General features: G+C 66.1%; 13 protein-coding genes and 6 tRNA genes. 9 read left to right on the forward strand and 10 right to left on the reverse strand.

Annotated elements, in window-relative coordinates; translation table 11 throughout:
* Positions 1 to 223 precede the first annotated feature (223 nt).
* Complete coding sequence (locus tag ACOGI9_RS10990; protein WP_419857170.1) at positions 224 to 1,489, reverse strand: HNH endonuclease family protein; 1,266 nt, start codon at positions 1,487 to 1,489, stop codon at positions 224 to 226.
* Between the two features lie 389 nt (positions 1,490 to 1,878).
* Positions 1,879 to 2,349 carry a very short patch repair endonuclease gene (locus ACOGI9_RS10995; RefSeq protein WP_419857171.1) on the reverse strand — a complete coding sequence of 157 codons (471 nt, stop codon included), beginning with the start codon at positions 2,347 to 2,349 and terminating at the stop codon, positions 1,879 to 1,881.
* A 270-nt stretch (positions 2,350 to 2,619) separates the two neighbouring features.
* Here ACOGI9_RS10995 and ACOGI9_RS11000 point away from each other — a divergent pair, with 270 nt between their 5' ends.
* Positions 2,620 to 4,692 (forward strand): ATP-binding protein, encoded by a 2,073-nt coding sequence (locus tag ACOGI9_RS11000; RefSeq protein ID WP_419857172.1) that lies wholly within the window; start codon positions 2,620 to 2,622, stop codon positions 4,690 to 4,692.
* Between the two features lie 5 nt (positions 4,693 to 4,697).
* Positions 4,698 to 5,990 carry a hypothetical protein gene (locus tag ACOGI9_RS11005; RefSeq protein ID WP_419857173.1) on the forward strand — a complete coding sequence of 431 codons (1,293 nt, stop codon included), beginning with the start codon at positions 4,698 to 4,700 and terminating at the stop codon, positions 5,988 to 5,990.
* 51 nt (positions 5,991 to 6,041) lie between these two features.
* On the opposite strand, the gene ACOGI9_RS11010 is transcribed toward ACOGI9_RS11005, so the two are convergent.
* From ACOGI9_RS11010 to ACOGI9_RS11040, 7 genes are all read right to left on the reverse strand, one after another.
* On the reverse strand, positions 6,042 to 7,001 hold the full coding sequence (locus ACOGI9_RS11010) for a DNA cytosine methyltransferase (protein WP_419859283.1): 960 nt from the start codon (positions 6,999 to 7,001) through the stop codon (positions 6,042 to 6,044).
* A gap of 326 nt (positions 7,002 to 7,327) precedes the next feature.
* Positions 7,328 to 7,401 (reverse strand) — tRNA-Pro (locus ACOGI9_RS11015).
* Positions 7,402 to 7,465: 64 nt separating this feature from the next.
* Positions 7,466 to 7,538: transfer RNA gene (locus ACOGI9_RS11020), tRNA-Gly, on the reverse strand.
* Positions 7,539 to 7,603: 65 nt separating this feature from the next.
* A tRNA-Thr gene (locus ACOGI9_RS11025) sits at positions 7,604 to 7,675 on the reverse strand.
* A gap of 77 nt (positions 7,676 to 7,752) precedes the next feature.
* Positions 7,753 to 7,826, reverse strand: a tRNA-Ala gene (locus ACOGI9_RS11030).
* Positions 7,827 to 7,848: 22 nt separating this feature from the next.
* Positions 7,849 to 7,923 (reverse strand) — tRNA-Asp (locus tag ACOGI9_RS11035).
* A 17-nt stretch (positions 7,924 to 7,940) separates the two neighbouring features.
* A tRNA-Val gene (locus ACOGI9_RS11040) sits at positions 7,941 to 8,014 on the reverse strand.
* 218 nt (positions 8,015 to 8,232) lie between these two features.
* Here ACOGI9_RS11040 and ACOGI9_RS11045 point away from each other — a divergent pair.
* The 7 genes from ACOGI9_RS11045 to ACOGI9_RS11075 all read left to right on the forward strand — a co-directional run bounded on the left by ACOGI9_RS11045 (position 8,233) and on the right by ACOGI9_RS11075 (position 16,323).
* Positions 8,233 to 9,036: a cytochrome c3 family protein gene (locus ACOGI9_RS11045; protein WP_419857174.1), complete on the forward strand. Its 804-nt coding sequence runs from the start codon at positions 8,233 to 8,235 to the stop codon at positions 9,034 to 9,036.
* Complete coding sequence (locus tag ACOGI9_RS11050) at positions 9,024 to 12,107, forward strand: molybdopterin dinucleotide binding domain-containing protein (RefSeq protein ID WP_419857175.1); 3,084 nt, start codon at positions 9,024 to 9,026, stop codon at positions 12,105 to 12,107. The genes ACOGI9_RS11045 and ACOGI9_RS11050 overlap by 13 nt, the downstream gene beginning before the upstream one ends.
* Positions 12,107 to 13,474 (forward strand): NrfD/PsrC family molybdoenzyme membrane anchor subunit, encoded by a 1,368-nt coding sequence (gene nrfD / locus ACOGI9_RS11055; RefSeq protein ID WP_419857176.1) that lies wholly within the window; start codon positions 12,107 to 12,109, stop codon positions 13,472 to 13,474. Before ACOGI9_RS11050 ends, nrfD begins: the two co-directional genes overlap by 1 nt.
* Positions 13,467 to 13,970, forward strand: a complete 504-nt coding sequence (locus ACOGI9_RS11060; protein WP_419857177.1) for a DUF3341 domain-containing protein — start codon at positions 13,467 to 13,469, stop codon at positions 13,968 to 13,970. The genes nrfD and ACOGI9_RS11060 overlap by 8 nt, the downstream gene beginning before the upstream one ends.
* The gene (locus ACOGI9_RS11065; protein ID WP_419857178.1) at positions 13,967 to 14,596 is read left to right on the forward strand and encodes a c-type cytochrome; all 630 of its coding nucleotides are present in this window, start codon (positions 13,967 to 13,969) and stop codon (positions 14,594 to 14,596) included. Before ACOGI9_RS11060 ends, ACOGI9_RS11065 begins: the two co-directional genes overlap by 4 nt.
* Positions 14,593 to 15,873, forward strand: coding sequence for a hypothetical protein (locus ACOGI9_RS11070; RefSeq protein ID WP_419857179.1), 1,281 nt, complete (start codon positions 14,593 to 14,595; stop codon positions 15,871 to 15,873). Before ACOGI9_RS11065 ends, ACOGI9_RS11070 begins: the two co-directional genes overlap by 4 nt.
* 132 nt (positions 15,874 to 16,005) lie before the next feature.
* Positions 16,006 to 16,323, forward strand: coding sequence for a hypothetical protein (locus ACOGI9_RS11075; RefSeq protein WP_419857180.1), 318 nt, complete (start codon positions 16,006 to 16,008; stop codon positions 16,321 to 16,323).
* 26 nt (positions 16,324 to 16,349) lie between these two features.
* Here the strand turns inward: ACOGI9_RS11075 and ACOGI9_RS11080 are convergent, their stop codons facing one another.
* Entirely contained in the window at positions 16,350 to 19,151 is a 2,802-nt protein-coding gene (locus ACOGI9_RS11080) for a 2-oxoglutarate dehydrogenase E1 component (RefSeq protein WP_419857181.1), read from the reverse strand.
* Positions 19,152 to 19,154 lie beyond the last annotated feature (3 nt).

Genomic DNA, 19,154 nt, shown 5'->3' on the forward strand with positions numbered 1-19,154 from the left:
GCCCCGATCTCGGGCCGCTCGACCTGTTCCTTCCCGGCACGGACGGCATTGAACTAATGCGCACCCCTCCCGCACTCACGGACCAGCCGGTCATCGACGCTCGACTACCTGCTGCGCCCCGTATCGCGCTCCCGGCCCGGCGGAAGTCCCAAGAGTCGTCGGCGTCTACATCAAGCGGCTCCACAACGCCTGCCACAAATGCTTAAACTGCGCCATCCGCAGATCATGATGCCGCCGTTCGCGCAGCTCGATTGTGCGCACTACACAACAATCGCCCATTTTCTAATGAGGTTCGGCCTCCCTCCGCCCACTTTTCTATATGGTCCGCGTCAGCAGCCCGAAACTCCGGAAATTCTTTCTCACACCTCGATTCGCCCTTCTCCCATTCACACCGTCCGTCCGCGCGATTCCATATCGCCACCTTTTGGTCATCCGTGAACCCCCGCCTCGGATCTCGCGGCTCCGCCGTCGGCAACCGATCCAACATGAAGTTCATCAGAATTCCATGTCGCTGGGCACATCGATTTTGGGCGTACCCTGCGTTGCTCAGTGCGGCATTAAAGTTGACATAGGGCGGATCATCCTTATTGACTTGCCGCGCCTCCTCGAATTCACCTGCCGCCTCTACAAAGCGAAATGCCTTCGGCAGCGCAAGTTTCTTGAGACCTCGCCACACTCGATAGTACGTGAGAATCAAGAAGGCACTCCTCAGCCCCGGATGAACCATACTCTTACCGTCTTTCTCAATCCGCACATCTCGATGGAATTGAGATAATGACATCCTGAATCTGGTCATCTCGGTTTCGGTGAGTGTTTGAGCTTTATCCAGGTAGAGTGACTCTAGGCTGGACCAATGTTTATCCTGACCCGTGTATAGAAATTCATGCAGAAGAATGTCACATATGTTACGGTGAGCCTTGCGACGATTACGTATTTGGATTTCAGAGAAGAAATCGTGACGCCCCGGAGCCTCTTCATCTTCAAGATCATCTTCCGACACTAGCGTTGGAGGTATAGTTAGATCACTCACAAAATCTGTCACAAGACCCGGCAAAGCCGCTCTCACTTCCGTCTTAGTCAGACTTTTTCCGCCCTGCAATTTCACGAAGATATCTTTCGCAGTATCTTCGTTGATGTCCGTGTACTCTAATATCGCTGGTTCATAGTCATCGAAATCATCTCGAAGTTCCATAGGCAAAAGTAACGCAGGATCATCTCCCTCCTGCAGGGCGTATTTCATGCCGCGTAGTTCCATTTCGACGTGCCGAAGGTCAGGTAGCGAAATATGCCCCTCAAAGAAGCGTTTGATCGCAGTCAGACGTTGCCGTCCGTCAATCGGCACGCGGACTTCATCACCCTTTTTCCATAAGATCATCTGACCGATCGGATACCCTCGCAGAATTGACAAGCACAGGAGACCCATTTCGACGTCGGACCACACGAGTTGCCGCTGCCACAGCGGTAAGTCAGCTTCGTCGATGGAGATCATTTCACTGCGCTCTTTCTCTCTATTTGCATGCAATCGCCGCAAGAGCTGCTTCAGAGATCGAAACTCGAGGGGACGGGGTGTGGGCATCGGTTGGCTCCTTGCCTGGGCTTTGAATCGGTCACGGGCAAGGTGCAACGGTGGGGGCTGCGGCGGTAGATGCCGTGATGGACCCCAGCCTGGGCGTTCGCCCCGAGGGGCCAGGGCCACGGGGCTCGGCGGGGCTCTTGGGTTGAACCGGGCGCAGGGGGGGCGAGTGGCCCATGGGACGCCGCAGGGGGACTGCCGAGACGACCGTTTGGGGGATCGTAGGGCGTGATGGAATTCTGGACGTTTCGTTCCAGGCCCCGAAGAAGGTTCGCGGCGCGTGGCATCGGTTTCAGCGTACTACTTCAGCTGCCCGAACGCAGCGTCGACGTCGGCACATGAGCATCGAGGAACCGGACAAGACGCGGGACCAGCGCGTCCAAGTCCGCGATCTCGCACTCCCAGACTACGATTGCGTCCCAGCCGATTTCAGCGAGACCGTTCATGTTTCGGCGATCCCGAACCATGTTGGCGGTGAATTTGTTCTCCCAGAACGAGGTGCGAGTCCGGGGCGTGGTCGTGCGGGGACACCCCTCGTGCCGATGCCAGAAACAGCCGTGGACGAAGATCACCTTCTTCCGGCCGGGGAAGCAAATGTCGGGGGTTCCCGGTAGGTCACGACGGTGGAGCCGGTAGCGGTATCCGAGCGAGTGCAGAAGCCGCCTAACGGTTACTTCAGGCCGGGTGTCCTTGCCGCGAATCCGCGCCATGTTGGCACTTCGTTCCGGTGAAGGCCCGGGTTCGCCCGACGGCCTCGGGCGGGATTCACTCGGCAATCGTCAGCGCATCGTCTTCTGAATCTTCGGATGAAGTCAAACTCCGGAACTCAGCCTGCGGTTTTGAACATAACGGATTCGACACTCCTGGGCGCTCCGACGAGACCCCTCGAGCGCCGCTCCCAGTCTCGGCTGCACCGTCGTTGAGGCCGAGATGAACCGAAGGGGCTACATTGGGGATGTCCGCCATCGCTTGACCCAAGTGAGAGAAACTCCATGGCCTCACCGTCCGAGCAAATCCACGAGGCACCGTTTCGCCCGAGGGCGAGGGTGTTGCAGTTGCTCGGTGACGAACTCATCGGTAGCCCGCGGTTGGCGGTGTTCGAGCTGGTGAAGAACGCATACGACGCGGACGCCACGGAAGTCGTGGTTCGGATCGACTTGGCTTCGAGCGATCCTCCAACCATCACCGTCACGGACGACGGAGATGGCATGTCCCTCGACCTGCTTCGTTCGGTCTGGCTCGTACCGGGCGACGATCATCGGCGCAGGCAACGGGAGGAAGGGAAGCGCTCCGCCAAGCACCATCGGCTACCGCTTGGTGAGAAGGGGCTCGGCCGGTTCGCTGTCCACAAGCTTGGCAACCGGATCGACGTCACGACGCGGGCCGCACGGTTCGACGAATGCGTGGTCGATATCGACTGGAATGAGCTGATCGAGAAGCCGTTCCTCGATGAGGCCCCTGTCACCGTGCGCGAGCGCCCTCCCAGGCTGTTCACAGGCGGGAGGACGGGGACCCGCATCAGGATCTCGGAACTGCGGGGACCTGAATGGCAGCGAGGGGAGATCCGGCGCTTGGCCAACCAGATTACAGCGATCTGCTCCCCTTTCGAGGAACCGGGCGGGTTTCAGGCTAAACTGGAAGTTCCGGGGAAGGAAGATTGGATCGAAGATCTGCCCGACTTCAGGGAAATCCTGAATCGCGCCACCTGGAAATTCTCGTTTCGGCTTGATGAGACAGGGCGCTTCGATTTCGACTACCAGTTCCGTCGCGTTCCGGGTCTCAACCTCGACGGGCGTGAGGTCAGCAAGAGCGGCGACAAGCTGAAGCTGCCGCCGGTAGCCAAGAGGGGCCGAACGAGTGAGAACGTGGTTGCCAACACTGACACAACTCGGGGAATCGGACCCGTAACGGGCGAGTTTCATGTCTTCGATCGTGATCGTGAGGTGCTGCGCCGGCTTGGCGATACTCGCCTTTTGACCAGCTATCTTGACGAGAATGGCGGCGTTCGGGTCTATCGGGACGGGATCCGCGTGTACAACTACGGAGAGCAAGGCGACGACTGGCTCGGCCTCGACCTCCGTCGCGTCAACATCCCGACGCGCCGAGTCAGCAGGAATATCATTCTGGGAGCAGTGCATCTGTCCATCGAATCCTCGGTCGACCTAGTCGAAAAAACCAACCGGGAAGGCTTCGTCGAAAACGACGCATGCTCGCGACTGCGCGACATCGTATTGGGTGCGTTAGGGGCCCTGGAGGAAGAGAGGCAGATCGACAAGGAGCGGATACGGCATCTCACTCAGAAGCCGACGGACGCCGCCGCGCGAATCGACAAGCCTATCGCGGAATTGCGAAGAGCGCTTGACGACCGGGGAGCTCGCGAGACGTTCGAGCCCTACGTCGCGAAGATTGAGCGCGACTACGTCGACATGCAGGAAACGCTTCTCACGGCGGGCATGTCGGGTCTCAACCTCGCGGTCGTTTTTCACGAAGTCGATAGGGGCGTTCGAGTTCTTCATCGGGTCATCACCGAAGGAAAGGACATGGAGGGCGCAGCCCGCCAAGCCAAGGAACTCACGCGGGTCCTGGACGGCTTCTCGACGCTCCTCCGGCGAGACAGCAAGCGGCGGCATCGGGCAAGCAGACTCGTAAAGGCGGCGCGGGAGTTCAACCTCCTGCGCCTACGCCATCATCGAATCCGTTTCGAGTGTCCCGTACTCGATGGCGCCGGAGATTTCGAGTCGAGCTTCAGCTTCGGCTTGGTGTTGGGAGCCCTGAACAACCTGATAGACAATGCCCTGTACTGGATGCGGGTGAGGTGGCCGGAACTCCCCGACGATCACGCCACTTCCAGACGCCGCTTGTTCCTGGGTACGTCTCACGACTTCGAACACGGCCCCGCCATCTTGGTGGCGGACAGCGGGACCGGATTTCGCGATTCTCCAGAGCACATCACACGGCCGTTCTTCACCCGGAAGCCCAGCGGCATGGGACTTGGCTTGTATTACGCGAACTTGGCCATGGAACTCAACGGTGGTCAGCTGGCGTTCCCTGAACCGGGCGAGGTTGAAGTTCCCGAGACATACGATGGAGCGCTCGTCGCGATGGTTTTCAAGGGATAGAGAGAATGCTCGGCTCACCACAAGTCATAGCGATTGATGACCGCGAGGATCATTTGGCCGGACTTGCAAATTGTCTCAATCAGAACGGAGTGGCGTGCCTCCAGATTCACTTCTCAGAAGATCACACCGGGATCCATGCCTGTCCGGATGTGCGCATCATCTTCGCGGATCTCCACTTGGTGCCCGGAACGGCATCCGATCACACGGCCGACTTTGCGGTAATCGGCGGGCTTCTCGAGAACACTATCAGGCCGACGGGACCCTACTACGTCGTGCTTTGGACGCAGTATCCGGAACAGGCTCCAGCGCTTCACGAATTCCTCGACGAGCGACTGGGAGGCGGCGTGACGAAGCCGTTCGATGTCTGCCCGCTGCCCAAATCGGACCACATCGACCAAGACGGAAACATTGCCGATGAGCCGCTGATGGAGGCCATCTACAGCATCGTGCGCGGATTGCCACAGGTCGGAGCGCTGTTTGACTGGGAGGGGCAGGTGCTCGGTGCTGCCGGGCGCACTGTCTCCTCGATCTTGGCCTTAGCGTCGCAGGGTGACGGGGACGGGCGCGCCGACCGGTTGGGGAGGATTCTCGGACGGCTCGCAGTCGAAGCGGTCGGAAGAGAACACGTGGAACGCGATCGCTTCCGCGCGATCAACGACGCTCTGCTCCCGATCCTGGCCGACCGAGTAGCCGAGATGGGCATGGAAGCGCTTGACCAGCAATTGTGGGACGAGGCATTGACGATGCCTGAAACAGCTGTGATGTCTTCGGTCGAGAGAGCAGCCAGACTCAATCGTTTGGTTCACATTGCGGACCCTGACGGCATCTCCGCGACCGAGCGCGGCGCCGTAGTCCTCCTCCCCGAGTCGTATCGTGATGGATTTCAGGACTACTTTGGTCTCGCGGAGCCGCAAGCAGCGGAGAAGCAGTTCCGCTGCAAGGATTTGACTCGCGAGGACAGCCGCTTCCGATGGGTCCTAGTGCAGTGCCAGGCGGCATGCGACCACGCTCAGTCCAATCCGGGCACCCTGCCATACTACCTTGGCCTAGACTTCCCGGAAGCCAACCGATCCGGCACTAAGCCGCGTGACTCGACTTGGCGCGGACCGGTCTTCGAGTTCGAAGGCGAGATTCGTCGGCTTCGCGTCAACGCGGGCTCGTCATTGTCGTTACCACCGTCCGCGATGCGGGATGCCAAACCGCTGTACCGTCTCCGAGAGCAGATGCTAAACGATCTCGCCTACCATCTACACACTCACGGTGCCCGACCGGGGCTCATTTCGTTCGGCAGGAGGTAGCGACCGTGGTCGGGGAGGCGTCGCACGGGCGAATTCAGGCAGGACGTGTGATCACTCCCCTGATACGAGCGACCGCACCACGGCTTCCATTACGGGCGGGCAGACTCCGTTTCCAAGGAGTTTGATCCGGTCGCGGCGAGTCCCTACCGGGAGCTTAAAGTCCTCACCGTGTCCCATCGCGCGTCGGAGTTCGGGGACCTGCAACATCCGCATCCTCCACATGTCGCCATCATGCTCGACCAACGCGAATCGGTCCACCGTGGTAATCGTTCGCAGCGGCCGGTCGAGCCTTTGCCAGCCACCACTTCCGTCGTTGCCGTAGTAGACGAGCAGGAAACTGGCTCGGTCGCCAAGGGCCGCAAACGCGCGTTTCGCCTTAGTAAGCGTTGCCTCCGCCCTCCGGGGACCGAACAACGGCGACATCCTCCAAGTTCCTGGCTCGTCAAGGATGCGACGTGCGGGGACAGGGTGCTCCACGTACCCCGCGAGTTCGGACCTGGGGTCTTGCTCACGGTCTCCCGTCAGAAACAGGCGTCGCCGCGATTGCGGTACCCCGAAGTCCGATGAGTTCAGGACACGTTCTTCGAGCTTGTAACCGAGTTGGCGGAGGCCCTCTTTCAGCTCGCCATATCGCGACCACGGACGCATATGGATCACGTTCTCCAACACCAACCACCTGGGTTTGAATACCCGAGCGTATTCGATGGTGAGGAGCGCTGTTTCCCGACTAGCCTCGTCACGCGGAGCAGCGCCGCGAGCGCAAGTGTGGTTCCTGCACTCCGGCGATGCCAGCAAGAGATCGACGCGGCCTAGGCGGTGCTTTAGGTCGGCGAGATCGATGTCTTCAAGTCGGCTCTGGATGGCCTTGGCGCGCGGAAAATTGGCCTTGTAGGTGTCGGTGGCGATCGGACACGCGTCGATCCCCGCCACGATCGCGGCACCCGCGGCGGCGGCGCCGACGCTGCTGCCGCCTGCGCCGCAGAACATGTCGAGAGTGCGGACCGTCTCCATCAAGAAGGCCATCCCCGGATGAAGTTCGTAAGCACGGTGAGTTGTCTCAGCGGCACGCGTATCGGACGCACTCCGCAGGCGGAGAAACCAACTCCGATCACCGGGGTGGCTCGCGTGGACAACCCGCGCACGATCTCCGTAAGAGTTTATCCTTGCTTCAGTTAAAGGCGGTCCAGCACGTACGTGCGATGCCAACCGAGGCCGGGCCGGGGCGCCCGGATTTGGCTACGACCGCCTTCGGCGGCCCGCCTAATCTCGGGGGGCGACTTGGATGACCAGGCCCACTTAACAGTCCGCCCAGCCAAAACTGCCCAAGCGGGCGGGAATCGGGGCGCCCGGATTTGAACCGGGGACCTCTGCGTCCCGAACGCAGCGCTCTACCGGACTGAGCCACGCCCCGAGGGGTACTGCGGACCGCGCGGTGGGCGCGGGGGCCGGGCTCGCGGGCGAGCCGGCTGCGAAGAAGCGGGTGACCGGATTCGAACCGGCGACCTCAACCTTGGCAAGGTTGCGCTCTACCAACTGAGCTACACCCGCGTGTCCCTGCTTCCTCTCCCTCCAAGGCCTCCGGCCTGCCGGCTGTCGGCGGAGGGGTCCTTCAGAGCCACCGGTCGGATTTGAACCGACGACCGCCGCATTACGAATGCGGTGCTCTACCCCTGAGCTACGGTGGCGAGCCGTCGGCCGCTACCCGGGGCGCCCCTGGCGAGGAGGCTCGCGGGGGGTGCGGGGGTGGACGGCGAACGGGGAGTGGAGCCGGCGGGATTTGAACCCGCGACCTCTTGAGTGCGATTCAAGCGCTCTCCCAAACTGAGCTACGGCCCCTCGCTCGACACTCTTTTCGGAACGGGGCTGACGGGATTTGAACCCGCGACCTCCGGTGTGACAGACCGGCACTCTAACCAGACTGAGCTACAGCCCCCTGCAGCGGCGTTTCGATGGGGCCTACTGGACTCGAACCAGTGACCTCTACGATGTCAACGTAGCGCTCTAGCCATCTGAGCTAAGGCCCCTCCGAAAGACACGACGAGCGGGCCCCGGGTGGGAGCCCGCTCGGACGACACATGCTAAAGGAACGGCCCGAATCGGTCAACCTCGGCGGGCGCCGGATCGGCGGTTCGCGGCGACGGTTGCATCCACCGGAACGGGCTTTACCTTGTTCGCGACCCGGGCTTCCGCCGGCGGAGGTTTTCGGGCGACTCACATCGTCGATTCCCCCTCAGAGAGGCGGATGAAGATAAGCTCTCGCGCGGCCGCGGGCGTCCTCGTCGCGGCCCTCGGCGCCGCCGCTCTGGCGCTGTACCGGCCTTCAACCGGCGAACTCGATCTCGCTGTCGCGAGCCTCGATCCGTCCTCCTTCCTTCACGTCCAGGAGAGCGCGGATCCGCAGGCCGAGGGCGAGACGGCCGCCGCGTCCGCCCAGTACGCGGATGAGCAGGATCTCGCGACGATGCCCGCCCAGTGGCGCGCGATCTACGATCACGAGAACGCGAGCCGCGGGCCCGAGCAGCCGATCCCGTTCAACCACCGGTTCCACGTCACCGACCTCCAGATCGACTGCATGTACTGCCATGTGGGGACGGAGCGGTCGGTGTCGGGCGTCGTGCCGTCGCTCGAGGTGTGCATGGGATGCCACCGCATCGCGGGCACGGGGCTGCCGCCGGTCGAGGAGTTGCGCCAGTACGAAGCGCGCGGCGAGCCGATCGAGTGGGAGTGGGTGTACAAGCTGCCCGAGTTCGTCCAGTTCAGCCACAAGGCCCACGTGCGGAACCTCGAGTGCCAGGACTGCCACGGCCCGGTCGAGGAGATGGACCGGGTCTACCAGTGGGCGCCTCTGACGATGGGCTGGTGCCTCGAGTGCCACCGGCAGCCTCCCTCCGAGGGCGACGTCGCGACCGACCACACGCTGGCGCGGGACAACCCGCCGCCTCGGGCGCCGGCGCCTCGTCAGCCGGAAGGGTTCTACCCGAGGGACATCGACACGGACTACGGCCAGACCCGGGCTCCCACGGATTGCGCGGCATGTCACTACTGAACGGGGGCAACGGCGGCTGCGGCTGCGCGGGGAGCTGCTCGGGTGGCGCGGCTCCTGAAGCCGACGCCGTGAACGGCGCCGCGGCGAACGGGACGGGGACTTCCCGCCGCCGCTTCCTGAAGGTGCTGGGGACCTCCGGGGCCGGGGCCGCGACGCTGGCGGCGTGCGGTCCGCCTGACTTCGGGGACAAGCTCATCCCCAGCCTCGTCGAGGAAGAGGGGATCACGCCGGGCGTTTCCGACACCTACGCGACGGTGCTGCCGGACGCGGGACCGGAACCGGTCCCGGTCCATGCGCAGGTCCGCGACGGCCGGGTCCTCGGCCTGAGCCCCAACGATCGGTTCGGCGGAGGCACGAACGGCCTTTCCTCGCTCACGCATTCGACGCTGCAGGACCTCTACGATCCGGATCGCGTCAGCCAGCCGATCCAGCGTAATCCGTCCACGGAGGAAGGGGCGCCTCCCTTCCAGTTCGCGAACTGGGACGACGCGACGGCGGCGCTGACCAACGCGGTGCGCGTCGGCGGCGCGGTGCTCCTCACCGGCCGGGTGACGGGCACGACGGGCCGCTTCATCGCGGAGTGGGCCCGCGTGATGGGGGTCGAACACATCGCGTGGGAGCCGTTCTCGAACCAGGCGCTGGCGGGCGGGACCGCGGACGTGAGCGGCGGCGCGGGCATGCCGCGCTTCGACCTCTCCTCAGCGGACCGGGTCGCCTGTTTCGGCGCGGATTTCCTGGGCACGTGGCTCGCCCCGACGCAGATGTCGGCGGGTTTCGCGGCGGCGCGGGACATCGAGGCCCACCACCACGCGAAGTTCACCTTCGTCGGCCCGCGCCTTTCCCTCACGGGCGCCAACGCGGACGAGTGGATCGAAGCCCGGGCCGGGACCGAGGGCGCCGTGGCGATGGCCGTGGCAGGCGTCGTGGCGGCGGCGCGGGGCGTCACGCTTCCGGCCGGAGCGTCCGCCGTGTCGCCGGAGGCCGTCGCGGACGCCGCGGGGGTTTCCGCCGACGCGATCCGCGCGCTCGGCGAGGAATTGGCCGCCGCGGAGAACGCGGTCGCGATTCCGCCCGGGCTCGAGTCGCAGGGAGCCGCCGCGCGGCAGGCGCACCAGGCGGTCGCCGCGCTGAACGAGGTGCTCGGCGCCGTGGGTACCCGGGTCTTCCCGGGGGGCGGCGCGCCCGAAGGCACGACGGCGAGCTTCTCGGACATGCAGGCGCTGATCGGGCGCATGCGGGCCGGGCAGGTGCGGACGCTCATCGTGTCCGGATGCAATCCGGCCTACGCGCTCCCCGCCGCCGCGGGGTTCGGCGAGGCGTTGGCCAACGTGGCGAACACCGTCGCGATCACGCCGCACCTCGACGAGACGGCGTCGGCCTGCGGCTGGGTGCTCCCCTGCCACCACGCGCTCGAGTCGTGGTGCGATGCGGACCTGGCGGGCGGCGCGATGGCGCTCGGCCAGCCCCTCATGCACCCGGTGTTCGACACGCGCCAGCGCGAGGATCTGCTGCTGGACGTCGCAAACGCGGCGGGACAGGGCGGCGCGTTCGGCGGGACGGACTACGCGACCGTGCTGCGGAACACCTGGACCGAGCGGCTCGGCGGCGATGCCGCGTGGCTCGACGCGCTTCGACGCGGCGGCGCCTCGGCGGCGGCATGGGCGGGCGACGAAGGCGCGGACGCGGGTGAGGACGCTGCGCCCGCGGGCGGCGTTGACGGCTTCGCGGCCCCGCAGGCGCCCGACGGCACGCAACTCGTCGTGTATCCGACGGCCCAGTTCTACGATGGCCGGGGCGCGAACCGCTCCTGGATGCAGGAACAGCCCGACGCGATCACGAAGGTCGTGTGGAACTCGTGGGTGGAGATGCACCCGGACATGGCGGACGAACTCGGCGTGGAGCGCGGGGACGTCGTCCGCGTCGAGTCCGCCCAGGGCGCCATCGAGGCGCCGGTCTACGTCTACCGCGGCATCCGCCCGGATACGGTGGCGATCCCGCTCGGACAGGGACACACGGAGTACGGCCGCTACGCCCGGAACCGCGGCGTGAACCCGCTGGACCTGCTTGCGGCGAACGCGGATCCCGGTTCCGGCGCGCTGGCGTACGCGGGGACGGCGGTCACGGTCACGCCCACCGGGGAGACGGCCCGGCTCGTCGTCACGCAGGGGTCCACCGACGACCAGGACCGCGAGATCGTCCACGCCATGAACGTGGAGGACGCGCTGCACGAGATCGAGGCGCACGAGATCGACCTCGTCGAGATGGTCGAGGCCGCGTGGGACTCCGATCCGAACAGCCCGTACCGCTGGGGCATGACCATCGACCTCAACGCCTGCACCGGCTGCGGCGCCTGCGTCACCTCCTGCTACTCCGAGAACAACATCCCCACCGTGGGCGAGCGCGAGGCCGCGATGCGGCGCGAGATGTCGTGGATGCGGATCCACCGCTTCGAGGAGGAGACGGAGGACGGCGGGTTCCAGACGGTGCAGCAGCCGATGCTGTGCCAGCACTGCGGCGACGCGCCGTGCGAGCCCGTGTGCCCGGTCTACGCGACGTATCACAGCCCCGAGGGGCTCAACGTCCAGGTCTACAACCGCTGCGTCGGCACGCGGTACTGCGCGAACAACTGCCCCTACAAGGTCCGGCGCTTCAACTGGTTCAACCACGACGCGCGCGGCCGCGGCGACGGAGGGGCCTTCGCGTGGCCCCTGAACCTCCAGCTCAACCCGGACATCACGGTCCGGGAGGTGGGGGTGATGGAGAAGTGCACGATGTGCGTGCACCGGATCAACAAGGCCAAGATCGACGCCAAGGAGGAGGGACGGACGGTGAGGGACGGCGAGGTGATGACCGCCTGCCAGTCCAGCTGCCCGTCGAACGCGATCACCTTCGGCAACCTCAAGGATCCGGAGAGCGAGGTCTCCCGCAAGGCGAAGAGCGCCCGCGGCTACCACGCGCTCGGTGAACTCGGGGTGCGTCCCGCGATCACCTACCTCGAGGACGTCACGCACCGGCACATGGCGGCCGGCGGGCACGGCGAGCCGGCCGGGGAAGGCGAAGAGGCGCACTGATGGCGACCGCGGAGGCGAAGGTGCCCGCCCACCCGACGCTGGCCGAGGCGAACCGCGACATCACGCGGCCCATCGCGATGCCCGACAAGCGCTTCTACCTCGTGCTCGGGGTCGCGGCCGCGGGTCTCGCCCTCATGTTCGGAGCCTGGTTCTACCAGATCGGGGCCGGCATCGGCGTCGCGGGCATCACCCACCCCGTTTTCTGGGGCGTGTACATCACGACGTTCGTCTTCTGGGTCGGGATCGCCCACTCCGGGACGCTGATCTCGGCGATTCTCTACCTCTTCCGCTCCGGCTGGCGCACGACGATCAACCGGACCGCGGAGGCGATGACGATCTTCGCGGTGATGACGGCGGGGCTCTTCCCCCTCATCCACCTGGGTCGCGTCTGGTACTTCTACTACCTGATGCCGTACCCGTCGCAGCGGCAGATCTGGCCGGACTTCCGGTCGCCGCTCGTGATGGACGTGTTCGCGGTGTCGACGTACCTCACGATCTCCGCGCTGTTCTGGTACACCGGCCTCATCCCCGACTTCGCGATCCTGCGCGACCGGGCCAAGGGCTGGATGTACAAGATCTACGGCGCGTTCTCGCTCGGGTGGCAGGGGACGGTGAGCGAGTGGCGGCACTACCGCCGCATCTACCTCTACATGGCCGGGATCGCGACGCCGCTGGTGCTGTCGGTGCACTCCGTGGTTTCGTGGGACTTCGCCCTCTCGATCGTGCCGGGGTGGCACTCGACGATCTTCGCCCCGTACTTCGTGGCCGGTGCGATCTTCAGCGGGGTCGCCCTCGTGATCACGATCATGATCCCGCTGCGGTGGGCGTTCGGGCTCGAGGCGTACATCACCGAGAACCACTTCGAGAACATGGCGAAGCTGGTTCTCCTCACGTCGCTCATCGTGGGCTTCTCGTACGGGACGGAGTTCTTCCTCGCCTACTACTCGGCGGACCCGATCGAGATCGAGAGTTTCCGCTGGCGTGCGATGGGGGCCTACGCCCTGCCCTTCTGGGTCATGGTGTTCTGCAACGTGGTCGTGCCGCAGGCGCTGTGGTTCAAGAAGGTCCGCACCAGCCTGCCGGCGCTGTTCGCGCTCACGATCTTCGTCAACATCGGGATGTGGTACGAGCGGTTCGTGATCATCGTCACGTCGCTCGCCCACGAGTACGAGCCCGGCGGATGGGGCCTGTACACGCCGAGTTGGGTGGAGATGTCGATTCTCGTCGGCAGCTTCTGCTGGTTCTTCTTCTGGTTCCTGCTCTTCTCGCGCAGCCTGCCGGTGATCTCGATCGCCGAGGTGAAGGAACATCTCGCGCACGAGCACTCGCACGCAGAGCACGGAGACGGCGGGGACGGCCATGAGTAGCGGCGTCCTGGGGCAGTACGACACGCTGCACGGCACGCTCGACGCCATCGCGCGGCTGCGTGACGCGGGGCACCGCGACATCGAGGTCTTCTCGCCGATTCCGTCGCCGGAGATCGAGGAGGCGATGGACATCCACTCCTCGCCGGTGCGCGTGTGGGCGCTGACGGGCGCGATCACCGGGTGCACGCTCGGGGTGCTGCTCACGGCGGGCACGTCGCTGGCCTACCCGCTCGTCACGCAGGGCAAGCCGCTGGTGTCGCTGCCTCCGTTCGTCGTGTTCATGTTCGAACTCACCGTGCTGCTCACGGGGATCTTCGGGCTGGTCGCGCTGCTCGTGCACACGAGGCGGCCGGTGATCAACCTCGACCCGGCGTATCGAACCTCCTTCTCGGTCGACCGCTGGGGCATCTTCGTCCCGGTCAACGGCGAGGGGCACGCCGCCGCCGAGGCGCTCGTGCGGGAGACCGCCGCGGTGGACGTGGAGGTGCAGGGATGACCGCCCGGGCCGCCGCGACCGTGGTTCTCGCCGCCTTCGCGCTGGGCGGCTGCGACGACCAGATCAAGCACCTGGATCAGCGGACCCCGTTCTTCAACACGATGTCCTGGCAGCCCTCGCTGGAGGCCTACGAGGAGCGGGCGCGCCTGCCGGTGCCCGGCACGATGCCGATCGACGGCGAGCGCACGTACGACCTGATGGCGGCCGACACCATGCTGGTCAGCCCGATCTCCGGCACCGAGGCCGACCTCGCCCGCGGGGCGGAGCTGTACAGCCAGTTCTGCACCGTCTGTCACGGCGTGACGGGGGCCGGCGACGGCTCCGTGGTGGGGCAGAACCGGATCCCCGACATCCCGCTCCTCAACATCCGGGGCGAACTCACGCGCGGATACACGGACGGCTACATCTGGGGCATGATCGGGAACGGACGCGGGCTGATGCCGCCCTACCGGCGCATCCCGGCCATGGACCGCTGGTACCTGGTCGCGTACGTGCGGCAACTGCAGGCCGAGGCGATGGCCGAGGAAGCGGCGGCGGCAGAGGCCGCGGCGGCTGAGGCGGCAGCGGCCGAGGCGGCGGCGGAGTCCGCACCGGGCGAGGTCCCCGGGACGGGAGGAGGCCAGTGAGCGGCGGCGGCGACCGTCCGGCGCTCACCACGGGAGAGGCGCTGAAGACGATCAGCGGCCGCATCCCGACGGTATGGCTCGCCGTGTGGCTGGCGGCGGTCGCGATCGGGGCCGTGGGCTTTGCGACCACGGTCGGCGGCGACGCGCAGCGCGCCTGGATGAGCGTGTGGTCGAACTTCCTCTTCTGGACGGCGATCTCGATGGCGGGCATCGTGTTCGGGGCCGTCCTCCAGGTCGCGAAAGGGCACTGGGGCAAGAGTTTCCGCCGGCTGGCCGAGGCCGCGGGCGCGTTCCTCCCCATCTCCTTCGCCCTCTTCTTCGTACTCCGGCTGGGCGCCGAACACGTCTTCCCCTGGATCGGGCCGGTGGAGACGGAACACCTGAACCGCGACTGGCTGACGCTCGAGGGCGTCTTCATGCGGAACGGGATCCTGCTCGCGGTGCTCTATCTGCTCGGCTTCGTGTGGCTCTTCTACTCGATCCGGGCCGATGCGCCGCTGGTCGCCGCGGAGAGCCGGGGCTGGCGCAAGGCTGTCGTTTCCCTCTTCGCGCGCGGGTGGCGCGGAGACGACGTGGAGGTCGAGCGCTGCCGGAGCCGCATCGGGCGGCTGTCCGCCGTGCTGATCCTGAGTTGGGCCGTCATCTTCTCGCTCCTGTCGTTCGATTTCGGGATGTCGCTGACGCCGGGCTTCATGAGCATGGTGTGGGGGCCGTACTACTTCATCGGCGGCTGGCTCGGGCTGCTCGCGCTCGTCGCGGTCATGGCCCACCGCTACAACGGGCGGTCCGACGGGATCCGGCTCTGGGGCAAGTACGACTTCCACGATCTCGGCAAGCTGACGTTCGCCTTCGTGGCGTTCTGGACCTACCTCTGGTTCGCCCAGTATCTCGTGATCTGGTACGGCAACATCCCGCGCGAGACGAACTTCTTCATGCCGCGCTCGACCGGCGGCTTCGGGCGCATGTTCTGGCTCCAGATGGTGCTCATCTTCGCCCTCCCCTTCCCCTTCCTCCTGGGGCGGAGCCCGAAGATGAGTTCGCGCTGGCTGGCGTTCGTCGGGCTGCTGATCCTGATCGGCTTCTGGGTCGAGCGCTGGAACATGGTGGCGCCGTCGATCTGGCACGGGGAGGGACTGCCGCTCGGTGTGCCGGAGGCGATGATTTCGATCGGTTTCGTCGGCCTGTTCGCCCTCGCGTACGGCGCCTATTCGACGACCTTCCCGAAGGTTCCGATGCGCGAGACGATCGCGCTGGGGAGTCCCGGCCGCGGCCCGTAGGCGGCCGCCGGTTTCGGCCCGACGGACGAAGGGGTGCCCCGGGCGGCCTCCAGCCTCTATTTTCAAATGCTGGCAGTATGAGGTGACGGTGCGAACCATGCCGGTCGGGCGTTGCGTCGCACCGCGAAGTTCTTGACCGAGGCGGTTTGGATGGAGCTTTCCGACAACTACGAGCAGATGCTGCAGCGCACGACCGCGACGGTCGAGAAGTACCGCGAGGGGGCCGAGGAGCTGAGGGTGAAGCTCCGCGAGGCCCGCGCCGGCCGAAAGGTTCAGATCATGGCCATGATCGACCGGCTGGAGCGCAAGTACGACGGGGCGAAGACGCGCCTCGAGGAGCTTTCCGACTCCGAGGAGGATGGCAACAGCCAGGCCCTCGGCGTCCTCCACCAGAAGGTGGTCTCCGAACTCTCGGACATGAAGCGGACGATCCAGACCCGGATCCGCTGACCTCCCCCTAAGCCTCGGGAAGTCCCCTAAGCCTCGGGAAGCCGAAGCGCGGTTCTGAGGAGGCGGCGCTGGCGGTGGACGTGTTTGCCGAAGTAGCCCTCCGCCGGGCTGGCTCGCTCGGGGCGGCCGACGTAAACGGGCTCGCGGCCGATGAGTTCCCGCAGGTGGGGCCGCATGAACGTCCAGGCGCCCATGTTCTCCGGCTCTTCCTGTACCCAGCAGATCTCCGCCTCGCGGGGATAGGGGGCCAGGGCCGCGGCCAGTTCCTCCGCCGGGAAGGGGTACGGCTGTTCCACGCGCAGGATCGGGATGTCGTGGGCGGGGGGAGCTTCCGCCAGCAGGTCGAAGTAGACCTTTCCGCTGCATACGATGACGCGGCTCACGTTCGAAGGGTCGCCCCGGAAGTCGGGGTCCGGGAGCACGGGGCGGAAGGCGCCGCCGGTGAGGTCGCCGATCGTGGAGCGGGCCCGGGGATGGCGCAGCAGGCTCTTCGGCGTCATCACGATCAGGGGACGGCACGTCGCGCGAAGCGCCTGCCAGCGCAACGCGTGGAAGTACTGCGCGGGCGTCGTGCAGTTCACGACGCGGATGTTGCCTTCGGCGGCGAGTTGCAGGAACCGCTCCAGCCGGGCGCTCGAGTGCTCCGGGCCCTGGCCCTCGTAGCCGTGCGGGAGGAGCAGGACGAGCCGCGACTCCAGTCCCCACTTCGTGCGGCCCGAGACGATGAACTGGTCGATGATCGCCTGCCCGACGTTGGCGAAGTCGCCGAACTGGGCTTCCCACATGACGAGCGCGTCGGCCGCGATCGTGGAGAAGCCGTACTCGAAGCCGAGCGTGGCGATCTCGGACAGGGGGCTGTTCGCGATCCGGAACGACGCCTGCCCTTGCTCGAGGTGGGCCATGGGCGTGTACGGACGCCCGTCCTCCGCATCGTGCAGCACCAGGTGGCGGTGGCTGAACGTGCCGCGCTCGGTGTCCTCGCCGGTGAGGCGCACCGGGACGCCCTCCGTGAGCAGGCCCGCAAGCGCGAGCGACTCGGCGTGCCCCCAGTCGATCCCTTCGTCCAGCGCCGCGCGACGGCGTTCCAACTGCCGGCCGAGCTTGTGGAAGGGCTCGAAGTCGTCGGGCCAGCGGTGGATCGCCTCGTTGAGGTCCCGCAGCCGCGCCTCCGGAATGCCGGTCGGCCGCGCCGGCTCCGCCGGATCCAGCAGCCGCTTCGGGCCCGGGGCGGTTCCGGTCCGTGCGTCCGCTTCCTTGTGCGCGGCGATCGCTCCCCGGGCCGCCTCGAGTTCCGCATCCACGTCCGCAACCATCGCGTCGGTCTCTTCGCGGGACAGAAGCCCGCGCTCGACGACGACTTCCGCGAACTGCGCGCGCACCCGCGGGTGCGAGGCGATCCGCTCGTACATCATGGGCTGGGTGTACGAGGGTTCGTCCCCCTCGTTGTGCCCGTAGCGCCGGTAGCCCACGAGGTCGATGACGAGGTCCTCCCCGAACTCGAACCGGTAGTCGACGGCGAGCCGCACCGCGGCCATGCACGCCTCGGGGTCGTCCGCGTTCACGTGCACGACGGGAAGCCGGAAGCCGAGTGCGAGGTCGCTCGCGTACCGGGTCGAGCGGCTGTCGCCGGGCAGGGTGGTGAAGCCGAGCTGGTTGTTCGTGATGATATGAAGCGTGCCGCCCGTCTCGTAGGCCCGCAGCCGGCACAGGTTCAGCGTCTCCGCCACGACGCCCTGCCCCGCGAAGGAGGCGTCGCCATGGATGAGGATGGGGAGGATGGCCGAGGAGTCGGAGGCTTCGCCGCTGAAGCGCGCGGCCCGGGCCATGCCGAGGACGACGGGGTTCACGTGCTCGAGGTGGCTCGGGTTGGGGGCGAGCCGCACGTCCAGTTGGACCTCGTCCTCCGCGACCTGCGACCGGCCTCCGACGTGGTACTTGACGTCGCCGGATCCGTGCTCCGGGAGCGCGGTCATGATGCCGCGCGCGGCCTGTTCCTCGAATTCGGCCACGATCGACTCATAGGACAGTCCCATGACGTGAGCCAGCACGTTCAGGCGCCCGCGGTGCGCCATTCCCACAAACACCTGGCGAGCCCCGCGCCGCCCCGCGCTCCCGATGATCCCACGCATCATGGGCACGAGCATGTCGAGCCCCTCGACGGAGAACCGCTTCTTCCCCAGGTAGGTGCGGTGCAGGAACGTCTCGAGCCCCTCCACGCGGGTCAGCCACTCCAGGCATGCCTTCGCCCGTTCCCGGCTCATGAGCAGCCGGTGGCGGTGCGACTCGATGTAGTCCACGAGCCAGTCGCGCTGGGTCGGGTTCTCCATCTGGTCGAGTTCGTAGCCGATCGGGCCGCAGTAGATCTCCTCGAGGCGGTCCACGACTTCGGCCGCGTTGTCGCCCAGGTGCTTGAGCCAGACGGCGGATGCCGGCACGCGCGCGAGTTCTTCGCGGCGGATGCCGTGATACTCCGGTTCGAGCACCGGGTGCCTCGGAGGCTCGGAACCGAGCGGATCGATGCGCGCCCCCAGGTGGCCGTACGCGCGGTAGTCCTCGACGAGCGCCCCGGCGATGGCGGCGAGCCGCAGGTCCTCCGTCGCCACGACCTCCGCCTCGGCGGGCGTGGGTGCGGGGGGAGGAGGAGGAAGGACCGCCCTCGGTGGCGCTTCGACGGCTGCGTCCGCGGATGGATCCCAGCCCGCCAGCGGCGGCGGGATCACGCCCCGGTCGCGCAGCGCCCGTTCGACCAGCCCCTCGGCGTATCCCGCGTTGTAGCCGTCCGCGACCCAGCCGCGGCCGTCGGGGGAGCCGCTTCCGTCGTCGCTCATCGC

This window comes from Candidatus Palauibacter irciniicola (genome assembly GCF_965208695.1).
Taxonomy (GTDB): Bacteria; Gemmatimonadota; Gemmatimonadetes; order Palauibacterales; family Palauibacteraceae; genus Palauibacter; species Palauibacter irciniicola.